Origin of the sequence: Ensifer sp. SL37, assembly GCF_026672675.1 — a bacterium.
GTDB classification, from domain to species: Bacteria; Pseudomonadota; Alphaproteobacteria; order Rhizobiales; family Rhizobiaceae; genus Ensifer; species Ensifer adhaerens.
This window is the reverse complement of sequence record NZ_JAPPRN010000001.1, coordinates 103,520-125,435: the sequence shown is the minus strand read 5'-3', so window position 1 is coordinate 125,435 and position 21,916 is coordinate 103,520. Positions and strand designations below refer to the sequence as shown.

The 21,916-nt window shown below is 62.3% G+C and carries 21 protein-coding genes; 8 read left to right on the top strand and 13 right to left on the bottom strand.

Going from position 1 to position 21,916, the window contains the following annotated elements; translation table 11 throughout:
- Nucleotides 1-85: 85 nt before the first annotated feature.
- From OVA00_RS00615 to OVA00_RS00595, 5 genes are all read right to left on the bottom strand, one after another.
- Nucleotides 86-1,135 (bottom strand): sn-glycerol-3-phosphate import ATP-binding protein UgpC, encoded by a 1,050-nt coding sequence (locus OVA00_RS00615; RefSeq protein WP_034790367.1) that lies wholly within the window; start codon nucleotides 1,133-1,135, stop codon nucleotides 86-88.
- Nucleotides 1,135-1,983, bottom strand: a complete 849-nt coding sequence (ugpE, locus tag OVA00_RS00610; protein WP_060521181.1) for a sn-glycerol-3-phosphate ABC transporter permease UgpE — start codon at nucleotides 1,981-1,983, stop codon at nucleotides 1,135-1,137. The genes OVA00_RS00615 and ugpE overlap by 1 nt, the downstream gene beginning before the upstream one ends.
- A gap of 7 nt (nucleotides 1,984-1,990) precedes the next feature.
- Nucleotides 1,991-2,872 carry a sn-glycerol-3-phosphate ABC transporter permease UgpA gene (gene ugpA, locus OVA00_RS00605; protein WP_268087681.1) on the bottom strand — a complete coding sequence of 294 codons (882 nt, stop codon included), beginning with the start codon at nucleotides 2,870-2,872 and terminating at the stop codon, nucleotides 1,991-1,993.
- A gap of 68 nt (nucleotides 2,873-2,940) precedes the next feature.
- A complete protein-coding gene (gene ugpB, locus OVA00_RS00600) occupies nucleotides 2,941-4,245 on the bottom strand; it encodes a sn-glycerol-3-phosphate ABC transporter substrate-binding protein UgpB (RefSeq protein ID WP_060521180.1) in 1,305 nt (434 codons plus the stop codon).
- A gap of 352 nt (nucleotides 4,246-4,597) precedes the next feature.
- Nucleotides 4,598-5,062, bottom strand: a complete 465-nt coding sequence (locus OVA00_RS00595) for an Lrp/AsnC family transcriptional regulator (RefSeq protein WP_034790372.1) — start codon at nucleotides 5,060-5,062, stop codon at nucleotides 4,598-4,600.
- Nucleotides 5,063-5,188: 126 nt separating this feature from the next.
- Between OVA00_RS00595 and alr the strand changes: the two genes are divergently transcribed.
- From alr to OVA00_RS00575, 4 genes are all read left to right on the top strand, one after another.
- On the top strand, nucleotides 5,189-6,319 hold the full coding sequence (gene alr, locus OVA00_RS00590; RefSeq protein ID WP_060529082.1) for an alanine racemase: 1,131 nt from the start codon (nucleotides 5,189-5,191) through the stop codon (nucleotides 6,317-6,319).
- A 24-nt stretch (nucleotides 6,320-6,343) separates the two neighbouring features.
- A complete protein-coding gene (locus tag OVA00_RS00585; protein ID WP_090427698.1) occupies nucleotides 6,344-7,594 on the top strand; it encodes a D-amino acid dehydrogenase in 1,251 nt (416 codons plus the stop codon).
- A gap of 36 nt (nucleotides 7,595-7,630) precedes the next feature.
- Nucleotides 7,631-8,011, top strand: coding sequence for a RidA family protein (locus OVA00_RS00580; RefSeq protein ID WP_060610740.1), 381 nt, complete (start codon nucleotides 7,631-7,633; stop codon nucleotides 8,009-8,011).
- Nucleotides 8,012-8,287: 276 nt separating this feature from the next.
- The gene (locus OVA00_RS00575) at nucleotides 8,288-8,593 is read left to right on the top strand and encodes a hypothetical protein (RefSeq protein ID WP_034790383.1); all 306 of its coding nucleotides are present in this window, start codon (nucleotides 8,288-8,290) and stop codon (nucleotides 8,591-8,593) included.
- Between the two features lie 166 nt (nucleotides 8,594-8,759).
- On the opposite strand, the gene OVA00_RS00570 is transcribed toward OVA00_RS00575, so the two are convergent.
- The gene (locus OVA00_RS00570) at nucleotides 8,760-10,808 is read right to left on the bottom strand and encodes a bifunctional aldolase/short-chain dehydrogenase (protein WP_268087680.1); all 2,049 of its coding nucleotides are present in this window, start codon (nucleotides 10,806-10,808) and stop codon (nucleotides 8,760-8,762) included.
- 373 nt (nucleotides 10,809-11,181) lie between these two features.
- On the opposite strand from OVA00_RS00570, the gene OVA00_RS00565 reads away from it, so the two are divergent.
- Nucleotides 11,182-12,171: a sugar-binding transcriptional regulator gene (locus OVA00_RS00565; RefSeq protein WP_226020752.1), complete on the top strand. Its 990-nt coding sequence runs from the start codon at nucleotides 11,182-11,184 to the stop codon at nucleotides 12,169-12,171.
- Nucleotides 12,172-12,202: 31 nt separating this feature from the next.
- Here OVA00_RS00565 and OVA00_RS00560 read toward each other — a convergent pair whose 3' ends face one another.
- The 7 genes from OVA00_RS00560 to OVA00_RS00530 form a co-directional block, all read right to left on the bottom strand.
- Nucleotides 12,203-13,150 (bottom strand): carbohydrate kinase family protein, encoded by a 948-nt coding sequence (locus tag OVA00_RS00560; RefSeq protein ID WP_034790386.1) that lies wholly within the window; start codon nucleotides 13,148-13,150, stop codon nucleotides 12,203-12,205.
- A gap of 80 nt (nucleotides 13,151-13,230) precedes the next feature.
- On the bottom strand, nucleotides 13,231-14,190 hold the full coding sequence (locus tag OVA00_RS00555) for an ABC transporter permease (protein ID WP_371273831.1): 960 nt from the start codon (nucleotides 14,188-14,190) through the stop codon (nucleotides 13,231-13,233).
- A 74-nt stretch (nucleotides 14,191-14,264) separates the two neighbouring features.
- The gene (locus OVA00_RS00550; RefSeq protein ID WP_268087679.1) at nucleotides 14,265-15,833 is read right to left on the bottom strand and encodes a sugar ABC transporter ATP-binding protein; all 1,569 of its coding nucleotides are present in this window, start codon (nucleotides 15,831-15,833) and stop codon (nucleotides 14,265-14,267) included.
- Between the two features lie 87 nt (nucleotides 15,834-15,920).
- Entirely contained in the window at nucleotides 15,921-16,922 is a 1,002-nt protein-coding gene (locus tag OVA00_RS00545; protein ID WP_192445178.1) for a substrate-binding domain-containing protein, read from the bottom strand.
- A gap of 77 nt (nucleotides 16,923-16,999) precedes the next feature.
- Nucleotides 17,000-17,974 carry an ABC transporter permease gene (locus tag OVA00_RS00540; protein ID WP_442780456.1) on the bottom strand — a complete coding sequence of 325 codons (975 nt, stop codon included), beginning with the start codon at nucleotides 17,972-17,974 and terminating at the stop codon, nucleotides 17,000-17,002.
- Between the two features lie 371 nt (nucleotides 17,975-18,345).
- Nucleotides 18,346-19,035, bottom strand: coding sequence for an alpha/beta fold hydrolase (locus OVA00_RS00535; RefSeq protein WP_210339496.1), 690 nt, complete (start codon nucleotides 19,033-19,035; stop codon nucleotides 18,346-18,348).
- A 151-nt stretch (nucleotides 19,036-19,186) separates the two neighbouring features.
- Nucleotides 19,187-20,056: an alpha/beta hydrolase gene (locus OVA00_RS00530; RefSeq protein ID WP_268087678.1), complete on the bottom strand. Its 870-nt coding sequence runs from the start codon at nucleotides 20,054-20,056 to the stop codon at nucleotides 19,187-19,189.
- Between OVA00_RS00530 and OVA00_RS00525 the strand changes: the two genes are divergently transcribed.
- From OVA00_RS00525 to OVA00_RS00515, 3 genes are all read left to right on the top strand, one after another.
- Nucleotides 19,987-20,547: a LysR substrate-binding domain-containing protein gene (locus tag OVA00_RS00525; RefSeq protein WP_268087677.1), complete on the top strand. Its 561-nt coding sequence runs from the start codon at nucleotides 19,987-19,989 to the stop codon at nucleotides 20,545-20,547. The genes OVA00_RS00530 and OVA00_RS00525 overlap by 70 nt on opposite strands.
- 399 nt (nucleotides 20,548-20,946) lie before the next feature.
- Complete coding sequence (locus OVA00_RS00520; protein ID WP_089044874.1) at nucleotides 20,947-21,438, top strand: carboxymuconolactone decarboxylase family protein; 492 nt, start codon at nucleotides 20,947-20,949, stop codon at nucleotides 21,436-21,438.
- Nucleotides 21,435-21,794 (top strand): Atu4866 domain-containing protein, encoded by a 360-nt coding sequence (locus tag OVA00_RS00515; RefSeq protein ID WP_060529075.1) that lies wholly within the window; start codon nucleotides 21,435-21,437, stop codon nucleotides 21,792-21,794. The genes OVA00_RS00520 and OVA00_RS00515 overlap by 4 nt, the downstream gene beginning before the upstream one ends.
- Nucleotides 21,795-21,916: the final 122 nt, after the last annotated feature.

Genomic DNA, 21,916 nt, shown 5'->3' with positions numbered 1-21,916 from the left:
CGCTACTCAGCGCCGGATAGCTCTCGCCGAACTTTAAGGGTGGGCAGGAAGTTCCGCCGGAACCCTTCCCCTGACCTTCCGGCTATCATCCATGCCGGTTCCCACTGCCATCAAACATGTGGAGCGCTTCGGTGCTCGCCCCGACCTTCACCTCGTCACCGATCTCGTTGCGCGCGCGCCCGGAAACGCGAAAGACCAACTCGTCGCCGTTTTGGAGGCGACCGTGTATGAGGCTTTCGGCGCCGACCAACTCGATGCCGTCGATGCGCACCGTCGCTTCGAAGGCTCGCGCTGGAGCATCGGCTGACATCGGCGAAATATCTTCCGGACGGACGCCTAGCGTGTAATCGCCAGTCGGCCTCGTCACATCCGCGGCAAGCGACCAGCCCGCCGACATGTCCTTGCCGTGCAGCAGGTTCATCGAGGGCGAGCCGATAAAGGTGGCGACGAAGGTGGTCGCGGGCTTCTCGTAAAGCTCCAGTGGCGTGCCGACCTGCTCTATGCGGCCGGCGCTGACGACGACAAGCCGGTCGGCAAGCGTCATCGCTTCCATCTGATCATGCGTGACATAGACGCTCGTCGTTGCGAGCGAGCGCTGCAACCGCTTGATTTCGATGCGCATCTGCCCGCGCAGCTTGGCATCGAGGTTCGAGAGCGGTTCGTCGAACAGAAACGCGGCGGGTTGGCGAACGATTGCCCGCCCCATGGCAACGCGCTGGCGCTGGCCGCCCGAAAGCTGCCGTGGTTTGCGGTCGAGATAGGGCTCGATCTCAAGCGTCCTTGCGGCCGTGGCAATGCGCTGGTCGATCTCGGCCGGCGGTGTCTTTCGGTTCTTGAGCCCATAGGCAAGATTCTGGCGCACCGTCATGTGCGGATAAAGCGCGTAGTTCTGGAAGACCATCGCAATGTCGCGCTCCGCCGGCTCGACGTCGTTGACCCGACGCCCGCCAATCAGGATATCTCCGCCGCTGATGTTCTCGAGCCCGGCGATCATGCGCAACAGCGTGGACTTGCCGCAGCCGGACGGCCCGACAAGAACGACAAACTCTCCGTCCTTGATCTCGAGCGAAACGCCCTTGATCGCTTCCACCGTGCCATAGGTCTTGCGGACGTCATTCAGGGTAATTTCAGCCATTACTTTTCTGTCTCCACAAGACCTTTGACAAACCAGCGCTGCATCAGCACGACCACGAGGATCGGCGGGATGATTGCAAGGATCGCCGTCACCATCACATAGTTCCAAGGCGTCGAGGCGTCGGTAAAATCGATCATCCGCCGGAGCCCGATGATGATCGTGTTCATCTTCGCGTCATTGGTGACGAGCAGCGGCCAGAGATACTGGGTCCAGCCATAGATGAAGAGGATAACGAAGAGCGCCGCGATGTTCGTTGCCGAGAGTGGCAGCAGGATATCCTTCATGAAGCGAAACGGGCCGGCATTGTCGATGCGCGCGGCCTCCACCAGCTCCCCTGGTATCGTCAGGAAGAACTGGCGAAAGAGGAACGTCGCCGTTGCCGACGCCATCAGCGGCAGCGTCAGCCCCGCATAGGTGTCGATCAAGCCGAGATCGACGATCACCTTGTAGGTCGGCAGGATGCGCACCTCGACCGGCAGCATAAGGGTGATGAAGATCATCCAGAAGAACAGCATCTTCAGCGGGAAGCGGAAGAAGACGATCGCAAAGGCCGACAGGAAGGAGATGACGATCTTGCCGACGGCGATCGCGATCGCCACGACCGTCGAATTGAACAACAGCCGCTCAAGGCTGACGCCGACGACACGCTCGACGCCGCCGCCGATCGCCTCCCGATAGTTCTCGACAAGGTGATCTCCGACCACCAGCGACATGGGTGGCCGCACGATTTCGATCGAACTGTGGCTCGAGGCGACGAAGGTATAGTAGATCGGCAGCGCGACGATGATGATCCCGATGACGAGTATCAAGTGGCTGATCGCAGTTGATATGGGACGGTTCTCGATCATCTGCGCCTCACGAATAGTGGACCCGCTTCTCGACGAAGCGGAACTGGAACGCCGTCAGCGCAATGACGATGATCATCAGGATCACCGACTGGGCTGCCGAACTGCCGAGGTCGAGATTGACGAAGCCGTCGTTATAGACCTTGTAAACGAGCGTCTCCGTGGCCTTGGCGGGGCCTCCGCCTGTGACCGCGTGAATGATGCCGAAGGTGTCGAAGAAGGCGTAGACGGTGTTGACGACGAGCAGGAAGAACGTCGTCGGCGCAAGTAACGGGAAGACGATGGTCCAGAACCGTTTGGTGCCGCGGGCACCATCGATGGCTGCCGCTTCGATCAGCGACTTCGGGATCGCCTGCAGGCCGGCGACGAAGAAGAGGAAGTTGTAGCTGATCTGCTTCCAGGCTGCCGCCACGATCACCAGAAACATCGCCTGGTTGCCGTTGAGCAGCGGATCCCAAGTGAAGCCATTGCGGCGCAGAATGTAAGAGAAGGTGCCCATTGCCGGGTTGAACATGAACAGCCACAGCATGCCGGCAACAGCCGGGGCAACCGCATAGGGCCAGATTAGCAGCGTGCGATAGACGTTGCGCCCGCGCACCACCCGGTCGGCCGCCGTGGCGAGCAGCAGCGCGAGCGCCATCGACAACAGCGCAGTCGCAAGGCTGAAGGCCACGGTGACCTTTAGAGAATGCAGATAGTCCGGGTTTGCAAGGATTGCCCGGAAGTTGGCGAGACCGACGAAGCCGGATTTAAGGCCGAACGGATCTTCGCGCAGCACCGACTGGTAGAGCGCCTGGCTGGCGGGCCAAAAAAAGAAGATGACCGTCAAGACGATCTGAGGTGCCAGCAGAAGATACGGCAGCACCTTGTTTGGAAACACGACGGACTGCATGGACTCCCCTCCCCATCAAAGACCAGTCCGCACCGCCTTTCGGCGATGCGGACATTTCGTTTTGGAGGTCAGTTTCCGACAGCAGTCTTGATCGCTGCGTTTGCCTTCACGACACCTTCGCTGAGGGCCGTCTTGGCATCCTTCTGGCCGGCAAGCATCGCTTCGAACTCTTCGTTGAGGATGTCGCGAACCTGCGGAAGGTTGACCAGGCGGACGCCCTTGGAGTTTTCGGTCGGCGCCTTGCCCATCATCTGCTTGATCGGCGTCTCGCGGCCCGGGTTCTTTTCATAGAAGCCGGACTTCTTGGTTTCCTCATAGGCTGCAAGCGTCACCGGCAGGTAGCCCGAGACCTGGTGAAGTTGGGCCTGAGTTTCCGTTTTCGAGAGGAAATGGAAGAACTCGGCCACGCCCTTGTATTCGCCATCGCTCTTGCCGGCGAAGACCCAGAGGCTTGCGCCACCCGGGATGGTGTTCTGCGGGCCATGGCCCTCATAGTAGGGAAGCTCGCCGACACCATAGTTGATGCCCGACTTGACGATGTCGCCGAGACCACCGGAGGATTCCGTCAGGATCGCGCACTCGCCCGACATGAACAGCTGCTTGGCTTCCGAGGTGCGACCGCCGTAACGGAAGGTGCCGTCCTTGGCGAGGTCGGCGATCGACTGGAAGTGGTCGACGAAGAGCGGCGCGTCGATCTTCAGTTCCACTTCGAGCCCGGCAAGCCCGTTTTCGTTCGTGCCGTAGGGCACATTGTTCCAGGCCGAGAAGTTTTCGGTCTGGATCCAGGTCAGCCAGGTCGAGGTGAAGCCGCAATTTGCCGCCCCGCTCGCCTTGATCTTCTTTGCCGCTTCGAAGACCTCGGGCCAGGTGGCCGGCGGCTTGGCCGTATCGATACCGGCCTTCGTAAAGGCGTCCTTGTTGAAATAGAGAATCGGGGACGACGAGTTGAAGGGGAAGGACAACATGGTCCCGTCAGCCTTGGAATAGTAGGCGACGATGCCCGGCAGATACTGGTCCTTGTTGAACTCGTAGCCGCCCTTCTTAAGCACCTCCGCCACGGGGACCACGGCACCTTCCGCGCCCAGCATCACGCCACTGCCGGCGTCGAACACCTGCAGGATGGCGGGAGCCTGCTTGGAGCGGAACGCAGCGATACCCGCGTTCAGGGTCTCGCCATAGGTGCCCTTGAACACGGGGACAATCTTGTACTCCGACTGGCTTTCATTGAATTCCTTGGCAAGCCTTTCAACGGTTTCGTTGTTGGCGCCCGTCATCGCGTGCCACCAGGCAAGCTCCGTTGCCGCGAAGGCGTTCGAAGCGGCGAAGATCGAGATTGCAGATGTGGCCGCAAGCGTCCATTTCAAAACTCTCATGGCGGTTCCTCCCAATATTGAGACGACAAGTCTCGGTGCTCAGTCGCGTTGATCCTCCTCAATCAGTCGCGCCTGACTTTCGCAGCGAAAGTGCGCTGATTAAAAACGAACGATAACGAACCTGCAAGAGAAAATAGAATGCAGAATTCGCAAATTTCCGCCTTCGGAATATTCGTTCTGTTTCATATATGAACGCTGGAGGCAGAATTGTCCCCGGGCGAGATACAAATCGCCAACCACTCACAGCCTGCGCGACCGACTTGCGGCCGATGGACTTGCCCGCCTCCTCGCCTTGATGCCTGTCGCCCTCCTGCTCTGCTAGGGGCGGCCGCCGGGGTTCTGACACTGCAGCCTATCGACGTGCCTTGGGACGTGTCGCGAGCACGTTGCGGATCGCAAAGCTCGAATGGATCCGGGAGACCCCCGGTAAAGCCGAGAGAATCTCCTTGTGGATGCGTTCGAACTCGCCGGCATTGGCGACTTCGACGCGCAGGAGATAGTCCGATCCACCGGTCATCAAAAAACACTCCCGCAACTCGGGATGTCTTCGTACAGCCGCCTCGAACCGGTCGAGATAGTCCTCCGTCTGGCGGTCCAGCGTGATGTTGATGATAACGGCAATGCTGGCCTCGACGTTCGAGGTGTCCACCAGGGCGGTATAGCCGCGGATGACGCCGGACTGTTCCATCAATTTTATCCGCCTTAGACAAGCGGATGGCGAGAGCCCGACCTCGGTCGCGAGGCTGGCATTGCTCCGGCGCGCGTCCAGGCGCAGCAGCCGAAGGATATTGCGGTCTATGGTGTCGAGCGCGGGCATTGCAGATTATTCCAATTCTTCGCTGTTTCATTCAATGATCACGAATCCGCGCAACGATCAATCGACAATTCGTCGACAATTCTGCGATCGTTTCACTACCCTCCGGACAAGTTGGGAGGCTCGGCCATGGACGGCGCAGTCAGGGAAAATACGCAGCAGAAAGCGATCAAGGGCGGCGCCTCAGGCTACCTCACGATCGATCTTGCGGCGCTGGTTCGCAACTACGACCGGCTTGTGTCTGAAATTGCGCCGGCGCGGGCCGCAGCAGTCGTCAAGGCGGATGCCTATGGGCTTGGCGCGGACCGGGTCGCGGCGCGCCTCTATGACCATGGCTGCCGGCATTTCTTCGTGGCCCAGTTCGTGGAAGCTCGGCGCCTGCGACCTCAGCTTGCCCGCGATGCGATGATCTTCGTTCTGAATGGCCTGCAGCCGGGCAATGAGCTCGCCTGCGCCGACGATGGCATCGTTCCAGTCATCAATTCCCTCGAACAATTGCGGCAATGGGCCGGTGCGGCTGTAAACCTCAACCGTCGCCTTCCCGCGGCGCTGCAGTTCGACACAGGCATGTCGCGGCTCGGTGTCCCGCCGCAGGAACGACCGGCGATCGCATCGATGCTGCGGACCTGCGGCATGATCGACATCCAGTTTGTCATGAGCCACCTGGCCTCTGCCGACGATGTCTTGAGCGAGCAGAACGGCAACCAGCTTGCCGAACTCCGACGCATCGCCACGGAGTTTCCGGAATACGAACTGTGCTTCGCCAACTCGGGCGGCATTTTCCTCGGCGAAGCCTATCACGGCGTGCTCGTTCGGCCAGGGATTGCACTCTATGGCGGTGCTCCGACGGATGGTCATCCAAACCCGATGGAGCCGGTCATCAAGCTCGATGTTGCGGTGGTACAGACGCGTGAAGTGCCGACCGGAGCGCGCGTCGGTTATGGCGGCAGCCATGTCGCCGCAAGCCCGACCCGGCTTGCCACCATTGCTGCCGGCTATGCCGACGGCCTGCCGCGCAGCCTGAGCGATCGGGGTGCGGTCTATTGCGATGGTGTTCGCTTGCCGATCGTCGGCCGGGTGTCGATGGACAGCATCACCATCGACATCTCCGCCTTGCCGGAGGGGCGCCTGCAACTCGGCAGCCTGGTGGAGGTCCTCGGGCCCAACCAGACACTCGAAGACATCGCACGCGATGCCGGCACCATCTCCTACGAAATCCTGACCGGTCTCGGGCATCGCTACGAACGGCAGTATCGCTGAGCTTCCTTCCCTTTTGAGGACATCATGAAAGTTATCGTTCTCGGCGCCGGCATCGTCGGCGTCACCTCGGCCTACCAGCTTGCCAAGAGCGGACATGAGGTCACCGTCATCGATCGCCAGCCCGGACCGGCGCTGGAGACGAGCTTTGCCAATGCCGGCGAGGTTTCCTTCGGCTACTGCTCGCCCTGGGCAGCACCCGGGATTCCGATGAAGGCGATGAAATGGCTGTTCATGGAGCACGCGCCGCTCATCCTTCGACCGAAGGTCGATGCCGCCATGATCTCCTGGATGATCAAGATGCTCTCGAACTGCACGTCCGGGCGCTACGCGATCAACAAGAGCCGCATGCTCAGGCTTGCCGACTACAGCCGCATCTCGCTCGCTGCGCTGCGCGCCGAAACCGGCATCGCCTATGACGAGCGCATGCAGGGAACGCTGCAGCTCTTCCGCACCCAAGCCCAGCTCGACGCCTCCGGCAAAGACGTCAAGGCGCTCGCCGCCGACGGTGTTCCCTACGAAGTTCTGGACCGCGACGGCTGCATTCGCGTCGAGCCGGCGCTAAAACATGTGCGCGAAAAGATCGTCGGCGGCCTGCTGACGCCGAAGGACGAGACCGGCGACTGCTTCAAGTTCAGCAACGAACTTGCGAAAAAGGCGGAAGCGCTCGGCGTGCGCTTCAACTACGGCAGCATCATCCGCAGCCTCGACGTGGAAGGCGGCCGGATCAAGGGCGTCGTCACGGCGCATGGCACGCTCAAGGCCGACGCCGTCGTCGTGGCGCTCGGCAGCTTCTCCCCTCTCCTCGTCAGGCCGCATGACATCCGTCTGCCGGTCTATCCGGTCAAGGGCTACTCATTGACGATCCCGATCACCGACGCTTCGCGCGCGCCGGAATCGACCGTTATGGACGAAACCTTCAAGATCGCCATCACCAGGCTTGGCGATCGCATCCGCGTCGGCGGCATGGCGGAAATCTCGGGTTATACCAACGATCTCGGCGAGCCTCGCCGCCTGACGCTCCAGCACTCCGTCACCGATCTCTTCCCGGGTGGCGACGTGTCGAAGGCAAGCTTCTGGTCGGGGCTTCGCCCAATGACGCCGGATGGCACGCCTGTGATCGGCCCGACGAAGGTCGCCGGCCTCTATCTCAACACCGGTCACGGTACGCTCGGCTGGACGATGAGTTCCGGTTCGGCCCGCGTCATCGCTGATCTCGTCAGCGGACGCCAGCCGGAAATCGACGCCACCGATCTCGCGATCGCCCGCTACGCATAAGCGTGTTCCAATCAACCACCAATCTCGGAGAAGATCATGATCCAGGAAATCCACACCACCGACGCGCCGGGTGCCGTCGGTCCGTTCTCACAGGCAATCAAGGTCGGCAACCTCCTGTTCGTCTCCGGTCAGCTTCCGATCGATCCGGCCACCGGAGAGTTCAACTCGGACGACGCGATCGCGCAGGCCGAGCAGTGCCTCAAGAACCTTGGGGCTATTGCGACCGCAGCGGGCACGACCCTTTCCAACACCGTCAAGACCACGGTTCTGCTCACCGACCTCGGACAGTTCGCGGAGATCAACAAGGTTTATGCGGGCTTCTTCGCCAAGCCGTTCCCGGCACGCGCCTGCTACGAGGTCAGCGCTCTGCCGAAGGGCGCGAAGGTGGAGATCGAAGCGGTCATCGCCATCCCGTAAAGTTTGCTGGCGCCGACGCTCTTTCGGGAACTGCGGGCGAAGCCGGCCGGCGGTCGACAGCCTCGCCGGCCAGGTTTCCGCGTCCGAGTTCTGATTCGCCATTTGGACGACGAGGAAGACCTGATCATCCCGCTCATCTATTGCCCAGCCCGGTTCTGCGCTTGCCTAGGTCTGTCGCTTGGCCTTGCCTCCTCCCCTCGCCCACGCAAACAATGAGTTGACCGTTTTAAGCGCCGAGGCGACACTTGTGAGGTGCAGCAAGGCAGGAGGTAAATGATGGCTGAGGCGGACCACTGGCGTCATATGGCAAGCGCGCCGAAAAACGGGAGCCGGATCCTCGTCACGATCCGCCCGTCCGAACAGGGCGCTGCGGAAGTCGATCTCGCCTATTGGTCGAAGGGTGATCAGTTTGGGTCCGAAGGCTGGCGCGCCTCCGATTCCTCGCCCGGTCGCATCATCGAGTATGCCGAACCTGAGCTGAAGTGTTGGATGCCGATGCCCATGGCCAATCTCGATCGCGCCGCGATGCCCCTGCCCTGGGAAGGCGAGGACGAACAGGAATTGGACGGCTCCGGGATCTAGGAGCCCACGCGCCAGTTCGTCAGGTAGCCCTTCGCTGTCCGTTGGCTTAGGCCGTCGCGTTGTCGAACTTTCTTCGCCACGGCGACACAATCGGCAGTCGAGCCGATGTTCTTCATATCGCAGGGCACGGCCGCGGTGGTGCTCACCGCGGCCGCGCATAATCCACCTATCGCATCATTGCCGCGACATTGCCGCCGTCGACGGTGATGACCGCGCCTGTGCTCGTGCGTGCCTTGGCAAGATGCACGAAGGCTTCGGCCACATCCTTGGCTGCGACTTCGCGATGAACGAGATTGCCGCGCATGTAGGCTTCCGGTGTGATGCCGCGGGCGCGGCTGCGCTCCTCGACCATCTGGTCGGTCATGAGACCGGTGCGGATGCGATCGGCGTTGACGGCGTTCGAAGTGATGCCGTCCGCGCCATGCTCGACGGCGTATTGCCGCATCAGCGCCATCAGCGCCGCCTTCGAGGTGCCATAGGGACCGAAGTTGGGGCCGGGATTGACCGCCTGCTTGGAGACGTTGAACACCAGCGCGCCGCCGGTGCGTTGCGCCTTCATAATCCTGGTCGCAGTCCGGGCAATGTAGTGATGCCCCCAGAAATTGAGCGCGAAGGCTTTCTCGAAGAGTTCGTCGGAGACCTCGATCATGGCGCCCTGGAAGGCAGCGCCGGCGTTCGAAATGACGATGTCGATACCGCCGAAATGTTCGGTAACGCCGGCGAGAGCGGCTTCAACGGCCTTGGGGTTGGTCACGTCGCAGGCGACGCCAAGGCCGCCAAGCCGGGCGGCCTCCTTCTTGACCGCCGCTTCGGCAAGATCGACGAGGGCGACTTCGGCGCCTTCCGCACGCAGCGCCTCGGCAATCGCAAGGCCAAGGCCGCCGGCGCCACCGGTCACCACCGCGACCTGTCGGCTGAGCGGCTTTTCCACCTGCTTCGCCAGTTTCACCTGCTCAAGCGACCAGTATTCGATGTCGAAGAGATCCTGTTCCGACAGCGCCTCGAAGCTCTCGATGCCCTCGGCGTTGCGGATGACGTTGATCGTGGCTTCCGCGACATCGGCGCCGACGCGTGCCGCCTTCTTGCTGGGACCTGCTGCGAAGAGGCCGACGCCGGCGACGTAGAAGACGCGGGGCATCGGGTCGAGCATCTTCTTGTTGCCGCCAACACGCGCGTTGTTGCGCTCGAAGTAGGCGCGGTATTCGGCGATGTAATCCGCCACCGCCGTGCGCACCGTCTCTGCCCAGGTGGCCATTTCTCCGGTAACCGGCGCCGGCAGGGCCAGTCCGAAGCGCTTGATGTGGATGACATGTTCCGGCGTCGCATTGCCGCGGCGCGCGAGATCGGCAGCGTTTTCTGCGTTGCAGAACTCGAGCACGGTCTCGCTCGCGCGGTGTTCGAGCACGAAGCGCTTCGGAGAGCCTTCGACACCGGTGTCGATGGCGACGGCGCCCCGCAGGATCGGGGCGATTTCGGCGGCCGACGCAATCGCTGCCGGTTGCTTTGCCTGAACGAACGGGCGCGGATTGCCTTTGGCGATGCGGCGCTCGGCCATGTCGATCGCCACGATCATCTTTTCATAGGCTTCGCGCGGATCCTCCGACCAGGTGAAGATGCCGTGCTTCAAGAGGATCATGCCGTCGGCGGTCGGATCGGCGCGGAAGGCCTCGTCGCAGGCTTTTGCGAGATCGAAGCCGGGCATGACATAGGGAACGATGATCGCCTTGGGGAAGAGTTCGCGAACGATATCTTCCCCGTGCGGCTGGTTGGTCAGCGATACGATCGCGTTGGCATGGGTGTGGTCGATGTGCTTGAACGGCAGGTTGGCGTGCAGGATCGCTTCGACAGAAGGATTGGGCGCCGCTGGATCGAGCAGCAACCGGCGCTGCAGCATGACCATGTCGTCGTCGCTAAGCGTCTGGAAACCGACCATCGCCTGCAGGGGCTGCAGGCGGACGGCCGGCAGTCCTGCCGGTTCGATCGTGCCCATGTCCCAGCCGCTTCCCTTGACGCAAAGAACCGGAATTTCCGAACCGTCGAGATCGGTAAAGGTGGTCTTCACCGACGTGTTTCCGCCGCCGTGCAGCACCAGTTCCGGATCCGATCCGAGCAGGCGCGTGGTGTAGGTGCGGATCGCCAGGTCGCGGTTGACGCCGTTGCGGACGTAGGCGTCGACGACACTGGCATATTCGGTTTCAGACCATCTCGATTTCATGCAAAGGCTCCTCAGCTTCCGGCAGACATCACCTGCGACGGCTCCGGACAAAAATGACATGGCGGGACCATGCCCACCGAGCCACGGGAGGCTGACGGGAAAGGCCGCTTGGGAAATTTGGGATCGGCGTCTGGCGCGGGCCGCGTCGAAGAGGCGCGGGTCCGATCCTGTCTGCCGCGGTCTCGCCTGCCCATGCGGCCACATTCGCGGTACCGCGTGCTCAAGCGCGATTCCGTTCTCGATCGTCCGTCACAACGGAACATAAACAAATGACAACATAGTGTGTCAAATGTCAATTGAGCGTTCGAATTTGTTTGACGGCAGCCGCTTTTCCGGTTTGAGGTGGCGCAAACGGTATCAAGCGGAGTGACGGATGACGGAGAGCGCGCGGGCAAGTTGGATGATCGGCGAAGGCAAGTCGTTGCCGCCCGAGTTCGATGACGGGGTCGTTTGGGCCGCCTGGCTCTACTACGTCGATCAACTGACCCAGAGCGACATCGCCAAGATCCTCGGCATGTCGCGCGCGACCATCGTCAACTACCTTCAGGAGGCCCGCGAGCGCGGCCTCGTCACCATCCGCGTCAACACCGATGTCGGCGGACGCGTCGCCGTGGCTCGCAAGCTCAAGGAGAAGTTCGGGCTCGAAGGAGCGCTGGTCATTCCCGCGGGAGAGCCTGCGTCGCTGGTGACGCGGCTCGGTGAGGCGGGCGCCCGCCTGCTTGCCGACATGATCAAGCAAGGCGACACGATCGGTGTGGCCTGGGGACGGACCGTACTTGCAGTCGCCGATCAGATCTCGCTGGCCGAAGCACTCGATGGGCTGACTGTCGTCCAGGTCTCGGGTAGTTCCATCGCCAATCCCGAATTCTCGCCGGAGTTCTGTACCTCGCTGATGTCCCAGCGCATTCACGCGCGCTGCGTCAACCTTTTGGCGCCGGCGCTGCTGTCGACGCCGGAACTGAAACGCTGGCTTCTCTCCGAACCGGTGCTCGTCAAGCAGTTCGAGCTTATCCATTCGACCAACATCCTGGTTTTCGGCGTCGGCGATATCGGTCCTGACACGCTGATCCGGTCGGCCAATGTCGCAAGCCAGGAGGACTTCGACTCCTACCAGGCGCACGGCGCAGTCGCGGTGCTGATCTGCCGGTTCATCGACGAGGCGGGCCGACAGGTGAGCGGCGAACTCGACGATCGCATGGTGGGCATCGAGCTCGACGAACTCGTGCGCATCCCGAGCCGCGTCTGTGTCGCCGGCGGCGCGAACAAGGTAACGGCAATCCGCGCGACGATGAATGGCGGCTACGCCACTCACCTTGTCACCGACATCGAAACCGCCGAGATGCTGCTGGCCGAAGGGGTCTGAGGCGCTCCGTCAGGAGCGCCCTGCCAGCCCGTCAGTTTGCCTTGACGCGCGCGGTGCGCATGAATGCCTGCGTCCCCTCGAAGGAGGTGATGCCGGCATCAGAACCGAGACCGGTCGCCACCAGCGCGGCCGAGGCCTGCGCGAACTTCAGTGATGTCTCCGTGTCCATCTTGTGGTGCAGGCCGGTGATGAAACCGGCATTGAAGGCGTCGCCGCAGCCGGTCGTATCGACGACGTCGATCTCGAAGGCCGGCAGTTTCACGGTCTTTCGGTCCGGATCCATGAAATAGACGCCGTCGCCGCCGAGTGTGAAAACGCAATGCTTCACACCGAGATCGCAGAAGAAGAGCGCCGCATCCTCGGCGGTTTTCCGCCCGGAAATCAGCATGGCCTCCTCCACCGACGGCATGAAGTAGTCGATATAGGGGAAGAGCGGGCGGATGAGGGAAAGCGTCTTCTCACTGGCGCCGAGCAGATCGAAGGTGACGATCCGGTCCTTGGCCTTGGCCGCTTCGAGAAGCACGCGGCTCGGCTCACCGTCGAGGCGGTCGAGCAGGCCCGTGCCGCCAAGGTGGACAATCGGCGCCGCCGTCACGCGATCGAGCGCTTCGGCTGCGATCTCGAAATGACCGGACGCGCCGCGGACGTGAAGAGCAGGCCTTTCGCCGTTGCGGCGGATGTTGAGGATCGTGGCAGACGTCGGAACGCCGGGGATCCGCTGCATCTCGGCCGTATCGACGCCGAAGCGCTGCAAGGTCGAAAGCACGAAATCGGCCTTCTCGTCGTCACCGACGGCGCCAACCGCGAGGCAGTTGAGACCGAGCTTTGCAAGGTCGACCACGGTGCCCCCGGCGGTACCGGCAACCGTCAAGCGGATCTCGTCGATAAACTCGACATTGCCGCCCTCGGGAATGCGATCGACCGGGCGACCGAGGATGTCGAGAATGTAAAGTCCGATGACCGAAACATCGTGCGCCATGCACTCAAACCTTTCTCAAGGAAACAGGGTTGTCGAATGACGCCGGCCCTGACCGCGCTTGGCGGCCCCGGGGCCAGCCGTCAGGATTGTCTGCCGCGGATCGAGAAGATCGCGCCGGCGAGAATGATAAAAATACCGACGATGACGAGCTGCCAGGTGCTCGGAATGCCGACGAGAATGAGGACGTTACTGACGAGCGTGATCAGCACGACGCCCAGAAGCGTGCCGATGACGCTGCCGGAGCCGCCGGTGATACGCGCGCCGCCGAGGACCACCGCGGCGATGATTTCGAGCTCGGCGCCGGCGAGATCGAACGGGTTCGCCAGCCGGTTGCTGGAGACGTGAATGATCCCGGCGACGCCGGCGAGAAGCCCCGCATAGGCAAAGACAAAGATACGGACCGTGCGCAGGTTGTAGCCGAGCCGCTCGGCCACACCGGCGTTTCCGCCGACGGCGTAGACTGCACGGCCGATGAGGGTTCGCTCAAGGATCCACCAGGTGACGACAGCGGCGACGGCGAGGATGAGCACGAAGGCCGGCAACGTCGAGGTCGAGCCATTGGCGCTGTGATGGGTTAAGAGCGCAAGCTTTCCGAACGCGTCCATTGCCGCAGGAATGTTCATGAACAGCGCCGTGCCGACAAAGGTGAGCAGGAAGCTGCGGATGACATATTGCGTGCCGATCGTCACGATCAGCGATGGCGCTTTCAGGGCATGAACCAGAACGCCGTTGAGCGCGCCGAAACAGGCGCCGCCGATTGCGCCGAGCGCGAGGATCGCGACGATCGGCATGTCGGGCACGACATTCACGACCAGCATGGTGACGGCGTACATGACGAATGCGGCAATCGCCGTGAACGAGACGTCGATGCCACCGGAGGCAAGGACGACGAGCACGCCGAGCGCGAAGAGGCCGCGGACGACGGACGCACGCAGGATGTCGAAAAGGTTCGACACCTGCCAGAAGTCCGTGTTGATCGCACCGACGACGAGCGAAACCGCGACGATCAGGATCAGCGTGAAGGCCGGTGGGTGGCGCATGAGCCACGTCCAGATGCCGGCAACAGCGCCCGCGCTTTCAGACCGGGGTTCTGCCGGGGAGAAGGTGGTTTCGCTCATTGAAGCCTCGCAATGGTATCGTCGGTCAGCGCGCGGGAGAGAACGTCTTCCGCCAGCCCCTCGGCGGCAAAGGTTTTGACGACACGACCCTTGCGCATGACCATGATGCGGTCGCAGTTCTGCAGCAGTTCGGGCAGGTCGTCGCTGATGATGATGACGCCCATGCCGTCGCCGGCGAGCCGCTGGATGATCCGATAGATCGTGTCCTTGGAGCCGACGTCGACGCCGACGGTCGGGCCGTGCAGGATGAGCAGTTTTGGTTCGATCGTCAGCCAGCGCCCGATGAGCACGCGCTGCTGGTTGCCGCCGGACAACGACTGCACCGGCTTGTCGACGCCGGCCGAGACGACCTGAAGGTCGTCGACCGTGCGCTCGGCGAGCGCTCGGCTGCGGCGCCCGTCGACGATGCCGAAGGCATTGCGCAGCCGGTCGAGGACCGGAACCACGATATTGTCCTTGATCGATTGCGAAAGGAACAATCCCTCTGAGAGCCGGTCCTCGGGAACGTAGCCAATCCCGGAAGCGATCGCATCGGCGGGTTTGGCAAGGCGGATCTCGTTGCCTTCGAGAAAAATGCCGCCGCCGTCGGCCGGCGAAACGCCGGCGAGCGCAAGCGCCAGTTCGTTGCGCCCGGAATCGAGCAGGCCGGTAATGCCGATGATCTCGCCCTTGTGCAGCGACAAGGACACGTCTGCAAAAAATCCGGTTCGTGAGAGCTTTTCGACATTGAGCAGCTTCTCGCCGAGCGTGATGGCGGACCGCTGGCGGGTGTCGTCCAGCACCTTGCCCGTCATCCAGAAGGCCAAATCGGTCTTCGAATGGCCCTCGACGTCGCATTCGGCGACTTTCTGGCCATCGCGCATGATGATCGCCCGCCCGCCGAGCGACTTGCACTCGTCGAGCTTGTGGGTGACGAACAACACGGCCACGCCCTTGGCGCGCAGGCGATCGACGACGCCGATGAGATTGTCGACCTCGTGTTTGGTCAGCGCGGTCGTCGGCTCGTCCATGATGACGAGGCGGGCGTCGGAGGCGATTGCGCGGGCAATGGCGATCAGCTGCCGCGTCGCCATCGGCAACTCGTCCGTCCGCGTTGAAAGAAAGGCCCTGCTCGCCGGCAGGCCGACGGCCGCAAGGGCGCGCTCGGCCGTCGCCCGCATCTTCGGTATGTCGAGCCGCCGCGCAAGCTTGCCCGACGATGACACCAACTGCTGGGTCAGGCCGATGTTCTCGGCGACGGAGAGATTGGGGAGCAGCGAGAAATCCTGATAGACCGTTTCGATGCCGGCAGCGAGGGCTGCAACCGGCGTCAGTCCGGTGACCGTCTTGCCGTCGATCAAGAGTTCGCCTGCATCAGCCCCTTGAGCCCCGGAAATGATCTTGATGAGCGTGCTCTTGCCGCAGCCATTCTCACCCATCAGGTGATAGATGTTGCCGGCCTCGATCGAAAGGCTCACGCCCTTGAGCGCGCGCACGCCACCGAAGTGCTTCTCGATGTTGCGCACCTCCAGAAAAGGGGTCGCGGGCTTGAGATGCGGTTCACCGCCAGTGGGCTGGGGCTGCATGGCTTTGTCCTGATGGTGCATGAGGGCGTTCGAGGGACACGCCGCCGCGCCGGGTTATGGCGCGACGGCATTAATCGGCAGAACCGATCAGAACGGGTATTTGCCGTAGTTCGACTTGTCGACGTCGACCCAGGCTTCGCCGACGACGATGATACCGTCACCGGCACCCTTCTTGACCGTCACCTTTTCGTAGCCGGGCACGCCGAGATCCATGCCGTCCTTGATCTCTTCGCCCTTGATGACCATGTCTGCCACCTTGTTCATGACGTAGCCGGCATCCTTCGGATCCCAGAAGCTGATGCCATCGACGGCGCCGGATTCAAGATAGGATCCGGTATCCTTCGGCAGGCCGATGCCGAAAACGCAGGTCTTGTCCTGCAGGCCGGCCTCTTCGACGGCGCGGCCGATGCCGATGACGTCGATGGCGGAGCCGCCCTGGAAGCCCTTGATGTCGGGGTACTTGCGCAGGATCTCGCGGGCCTTCTCATAGGCGCGGTTGGCGTCGTTGAAGGATTCGTTCTTCTCCGAGACCAACTCCATTTCTGGGAACTTCTTGGCGTTCTCAGCGCCGCCGTCAGCCCACTGGACATGCGTCAGGCTGCCGAGCGAACCGACGAAGGACGTCCATTTTCCTGATTTGCCCATGCACTCGGCGATCTTCTCGTTGAAGCGGGCGCCGAAGGCCTTGTTCTCGAAGGCTTCGATGTCGACGAGCGTGTTCTTCATGCTGTCGGCCTCGTGGGTCACCACCTTGATGCCGCGCTGGGCGGCGCGCTTCAGCACGCCTTCGAGCGACGCCGCATCCATCGGCACGACGGCAATCGCGCTGACCTTCTTGGCGACAAGGTCCTCAATCAGGCGTGCCTGCTGGGCGGCATCCGCCTTGCCCGGGCCGATCTGGCTCGTGGCAACCGTATCGTTGTCGTTGCCATAGGCGGCGACGCCCTCGGCCATGCGGGTGAACCAATTCTCGCCGGTGACCTTGACGACGGTCACGATGCTCGGCTTCTCCTCGGCCATGGCAGCCGCGGCACTCCAGATGGTGCTGAGAGCCACGGTGCAGGCGGCAATTCTACGAAAATCAGGCATAGTTCCTCCCATTGCGCCTTCGAAAGGAAAGAGCTGTGGCGCGCGAAGGCTCGCGCCCGGCCCTGGCGGAAACGGGGTTAGCTGCGGGCCGCCCTGAACCAGGCTTTGAAGTCGAAGCCGGAGGTGGCGATGAAAACGAGCAGAAGAACGCCCCAGGCGAGGTCTCGGAAGAAGTTCGAGATGTTCATGAAGTTGAAGAGGCTGGAGAGCATCTGCAGCGACGTTGCCGAAAGCACGACGCAGATGACTCGCCCATAGCCGCCCTCGGGGCGAACCCCGGCCATGACGGCGATCAGGATAGCGATGAGGACATAGGAGGTGCCGTAGTCCCACTTCACGCTCGAGGTGCGCGCGGCAATGACGATGCCGGCAACCGACGCCAATAGCCCGCAAACCGTATAGGTCAGGAACAGGATGCGCTTTTCCGGGATGCCCGCGTAGCGCGCGGCCTTGGCATTGTTGCCGAGCAGAAGCAGACGTTGGCCGAAGGGCGTGAAACGCAGGATGGCGCCGATCGCGAGCGCGACGACCAGGAACAGAGCGAAGCATTGGGGCACGCTCAGGATCGTGGCATTACCGAAATCGTCGAGCGGCTCGATATAGCCGATGCTGAGCGCCGAACCATTGGTGAGAACGATCGCCAGGCCGGTAAAGAGCAATTGCGTGCCGAGCGTGGCGATGATCGGCGTCAATCCAACCTTCGCGATCAGGAAACCGTTCAGCATGCCGCCGACAAGGCCGATGCCAAGCGCTACGCCGATCAGGCTCCAGGTGAAGAGAAGCGGAGCCTCGTCGGCGGAAATCACGTCGCGCAGAAAGAAGTAGGCGGCAACGCCCGAGAGATTGGCAAGCGCGATGCCGGAAAGGTCGATGCCGCCGTTGCCGGACATCATGGCCAGCATGACGCCAAGGGCGAGGAACCCCAGTTCGGGGACCTGCGACGCCATGGACTGGAAGTTATAGAGCTCGACGAAACTCGCGCCGACGAGTATCGCACCGGCGACAATGGCGGCAACGTTCACAGTGGCGAGAAAGCCGAGCTGCCGATCCATCTGAAAAGCCACGATGTCCCCTCCCATGCTGGCATCTGTGCAGACGGAAATGCTTCCCGGTTCTTCGGCTCCAGGCTCCTGTCTCCCCTGAAACCAACCGACAACCCGCGTCCTCTGTACATTTCTGACATTTGCCAGTCATCGGTGTGTTTTGTCAACAGCGTTCTTCTAGCTGTCCTGTAACCGAAGTGGAGGGTGAGCGGAAATGCCGGGTTGCTATCCTTCTCCTCCGTGGAACGTCCTGCTTGGCGAGACTGCCAAAGCGTCCTCAGCCCAAGCGTGACACCCGCCGGATTTGGAACGGCCAGGGCTGCAAACGGCAAGAATTGGGTGACAACGGGAGGCGAACGGTGGAGTTTGGCTCGGGCGCGTTACGCTTCGGCCTTCTGTTGAGCGAGCCATTCCCGAATGATGGTGGCGAGGCGTTGCGGCGCTTCCATCGGGACCATGTGGCCAGTGTCGGCGACGACTTCGAAGCTTGAGCCGACGAGCCCATTGTGAAGCTCCAGCGTTTCGGCGCGCGACCTCAACCGATCCTCTTCGCCGGCAATGACCAGGCTTGGGCACTGGATCGACGCCAGAGCGTCCCGTTCGTCCCTCCGCTCGATGAGAGATTGTCGGCGAAAGGCGTCGCCTCCCATTCGATGGCCTGCCGCCTGGATGCGATCGAGGATATCGGTCCGCCCCGCATTGTCGGGGTGCAGGGACGAGAGGATAGCCGATCGGCTGAGCCCCTTGAATGCCGTGCCAGCGGCCTGCCCGGCGACGACAGCCTTTCGCTGGCGCTCGACGTCGCTGTCGCCGCGCGCGGACGTGGCAATGAGGATCAGTGCGGTCACCCGGTCGGGCGCCTGCCGGACGATTTCCCGGGCGACGTAGCCTCCCATGGAGAAACCGGTGAGTATGAAGCGATCCGGGGCATCCATCAGCGTGCGACGGGCCATGGCTTCGATCGAGCCGTCTTGCGACAGGTCGGCATAGGTCGCGGGACCGTCGCCGAGTGCGGGAACCACATCGCGCCAGAGATCGGCGTCGAGCATGAAGCCCGGAACAAAGAGCATTGCCACAGTCGCCACCTCCCCGCACACCTGCTCGTAGATTGACCCTATCGGAAGAAATGGCGGCGGTCGTCAAGCGAGATGCCGCCTTCGGGCGGAAAGCCTCTTGCGCCCTGGCAGTCATGCGGCGCGAACCGTGCAGTGCGCCTGCCCCTTAGTCGACTTCCAAAGATCGGCTCAGCGCCGATTTCCAGCCGGCGATGAAATCCGCCGAGATGCGCGCCTGCGGTACCATCGTGTCGAAGCCGTGATAGGCGCCGGGAACCACGGACATTTCGACCGGCACGCCGGCCACGACGAGACGGGATGCGAAATGTATCGATTCCTGTGCGAACAGGTCGAGTGTGCCAACGCCGATCCAGGTGGATGGCAGGCCGGCAAGATCGACGGCACGTGCCGGAACCGCCTCCGCCGGTGGTTCCGCCATCAGCGGCTTGCGACCGAGCAGGGAAGTCCAGCCAAAAGCATTCGACTGCGCGTTCCAGATGAAGGTTCCGACGTGAGCCGGTGGCAAGCGCAACACAGTGCGGTCGTCGAGCATTGGATAACGCAACAACTGGAAGCGGATCGGCCACTCGCCGCGGTCACGTGCCCGGAGCGAGACGGCAGCGGCAAGCCCGGCGCCGGCACTCTCGCCCATCACGGCGATCCGCTTCCTATCAACGCCAAGCTCGACCGCAGCCTGATGCAACCAGCCGAGCGCCGCGTATGCGTCGTCGAGCCCAGCCGGGAACGGATGCTCGGGTGCAAGGCGGTAGTCGACCGAAACGATAAGCGCGCCCAGTTCCGCGGACAATTGCTGCAGTTCGGGAACGGCGACTTCGGGCTTGCCAACGACCAGTCCACCACCGTGAAGATGCTGGATTGCCGGCTTGTTCGGGCGCTCCGGCGCCGGATCCAGGACGACGACCCGCAGCTTCGGATTTCCCTCGCCGCCCGCGATGAAGCGTTCCTGTGGCTGCACGGCCGGCGGCGATAGCGCCGGCGGGAATTGGGCGTTGCGGATCATCTGGAGATTGTCCATGCCGAGGTCGACGGAATGTTCCCGAGGGTCGGCAATCTCGAGGATTCGTCCCTGACGCCCGCAAGATCGGACGCACCGAAGCGTCTATCTTTGCAGCACCGGCGCTGTTCGCGGCACAGGGCATGTCACTGCTGCCTTCCGACCTAACAACCTATCAGTTGATCGACGAGCAGATCGCACCGGGCGAAAGCCAGACCTGGACACTCCACCATGCGGCGCAAGACCCGGTGAAGGTTGAGTTCAAGCCGCGCATGTGTGCCAATAGCGTCCGCGGCATCTCGGAGGCTATCGAGGCCGGGATCGGCATCGGCCGCCTGCCAACCGTCATCGGCCGCAGGATGGTCGCCGAGGGAACCGCCATACAGATATTGCCTGGCTGGGCCGGCCCCGGACTGGATATTTCGCTGATACATCCTGCGAGCCGCGGCATGCTGCCCGGTGTCTGCCTGCTGATCGACACGCTGAGCCGCGAGGCTGGCGCGTTTTTGTAAGTGATTTCGAAGTCAAACGGTGGTGCCGCCGCAATCACGCCAAGGGCCCGTACCCGAGAGAACAAATTCGCCTGTCATAACTGACATGGTCGCGATGAGCGTGCCACTGAACAATATTCCGACTGGTTAGTCAGATTTACCAGTATGGATCGAAATCGGCGTCTTATCGTTCCAATCTTCCCCGCCTACCTTTTGCGTCGACACAGCAACGCAAGACGGAGGAGGAACTGGACAGGGCCCGCTGACTTTCGACGCTCCGAATGACAGCGCCTCCCCCAAATTCAGCTGACGCGGATAGGACGCGCGCTTGTCGCGCCCTCCCCGGCATCGAACAGCCGGAGGATGGCGACGTTCGCGATCGGCTGACGTCCCAACAGACAATCTATCGAGGAGAGAAACGTGCTTGATCGCATTCAATCGCAATTCGCAGCAGCAGGTGCGGCGGTTTTCCTGGGCCTTTCGCCGGAGGTCGCCTTCGCCCAATCCCTGGAGGAGCGTCGCGAACGCGGCGCCGCCGTCATCCGGACCCTCAACAATGGCGTGACGCAGCCCAATCTGGAACGGATGCGGCAGGAGTTTCCCTTCCTTGCCGATGCGACCGAGGCCTATGCCCTTGGCGACGTCTGGGCTCGCCCGGGTCTCGACAACCGGACGCGGCAACTGGCAGCGGTCGCCGCCTTCGCTGCGATGGGCCTGACGGAGCTGATGAATGTCCATGCCGGATACGCGCTCAACATCGGTGTTTCCGAGGATGAGCTCAAGGAAATCATCTACATGGTAACCGTTCCGGCCGGATTTCCCCGCGCCATTGCTGCCTCGCAATCCTTGTCGCAGCTCTTTGCCGAACGGGCCGAAGCGGGCAAGGACAAGTCTGCGGGAGAGCAGCCATGAACAATCTCCCCAAGCTTGCCGCCGCCACCCTTGTTGCCGGTCTGGCATCTGCCGACGCGCCGATCTCCCGTCAAGCCGTCGCGGAGGACGTCATGAGCAGCGAGGCTCAAAGCAAGCAAGCAGATCATCCCTATGTCGGCATGTGGGTGACCGAGGACGGGCGGATCCGCCAGGAACTGTTGCCGAACGGCCGTTATGACGAGGCGCGCGGAAACCGAAAGAGCGCCTATCAGGGGCGCTACGAAGTGACCGGCAACCAGATCGACTACTGGGATGACACCGGCTTCACGGCCGATGGCGAGTTCATCGATGACGTGCTGCACCATGGCGGCATGGTGTTTTACCGCGAAAGGTGATTGCGGAAGGGGAGCACGTGAAGACCGTCGTTACCGGGATCGCCCCGATCCTTTGGTGCCAATGATGGTTGCCGCGTGTCTCCCGCCCCGCCTCTGCGGCCGCATGTCCATTGCGCCGTTTC